This is a genomic window from Bradyrhizobium sp. SRL28 (genome assembly GCF_018596315.1).
Classification (GTDB): domain Bacteria; phylum Pseudomonadota; class Alphaproteobacteria; order Rhizobiales; family Xanthobacteraceae; genus Bradyrhizobium.
Genome location: NZ_JAHEAG010000177.1, coordinates 1 through 835 on the forward strand (window position 1 = coordinate 1; position 835 = coordinate 835).

Sequence of the window (835 nt, forward strand, 5' to 3'; positions counted from 1 at the left end):
AAAGCGGAAGAGTGGTCGGGCCGTCAAGCACCCCTAGAAAGCAGACCAAAACCAAAAACGATCAGCAGGAACCAGCCGGCAAGGCCAAGAACGATTGACGGCATCTGGTTAGCGTAGTGCCAGTCGATCAACCTCAAAAGGCGTGATTGGGGGCCTACCATCTCACCGATGATTTCTCGGCACATGGCAAGAACTCCGAGACCCCCCATGGCAATCAAGAAGATGTTTAAACCCAGCTCGATGAGAAACAGGATCGGATCGCTGGAGTAAGTGACCGCGTCGGGTCCGATTGCCATCCGCTTGTGCATCAAAAGGCGGCCCGTCTCGTACCACTCGCTCAAGCGTGCAGCTGATACATATGAAATTAGGCCCATGAAAATGCCAAACAGAAGAGAGGCGGCTATCCGAAGCATCCATCGGTTGTGCAGCAAAGGCCCTAATATTTAATGACTTCTATTGCCTGAACTCTATCCAGATTGGGCAATCCGATGGTCGAGGACAATCGTTCGATGTCCGATTTGGGTCTTGGCCGTGTAAAAACGCTAAGACGATTGAGGGCTATAGAAGAAGTTATTCGTCCAAGACTGCTTCAGCCCTCAAACACGCAAACGCATTCAACTTTGAAAGCGTACTGAAGAATGTAATTCTCGCGGCGTTTCGATCTCTCGCGTTTTTACACAGCCAGGGTCACGTGTGGAAGGCGCCCTGGCAAGAACTTTCTGACGTTTTGCAGCATTGGTCGGGTGCGTCACGTGTCCGGCCTGTTGATGCGGCAGGTGTGGCCGCTGGCCCTAATGCTCTGCGCGGATCGGGTCCCAATCGTTCGCATGCACTC

1 protein-coding gene is annotated in these 835 nt (G+C 52.7%); it reads right to left on the reverse strand.

Annotation, left to right across the window (positions count from 1 at the left end; all coding sequences use genetic code 11):
• Nucleotides 1-23: 23 nt before the first annotated feature.
• On the reverse strand, nucleotides 24-341 hold the full coding sequence (locus tag KIP88_RS45865) for a hypothetical protein (protein ID WP_214494631.1): 318 nt from the start codon (nucleotides 339-341) through the stop codon (nucleotides 24-26).
• Between the last annotated feature and the right edge of the window lie 494 nt (nucleotides 342-835).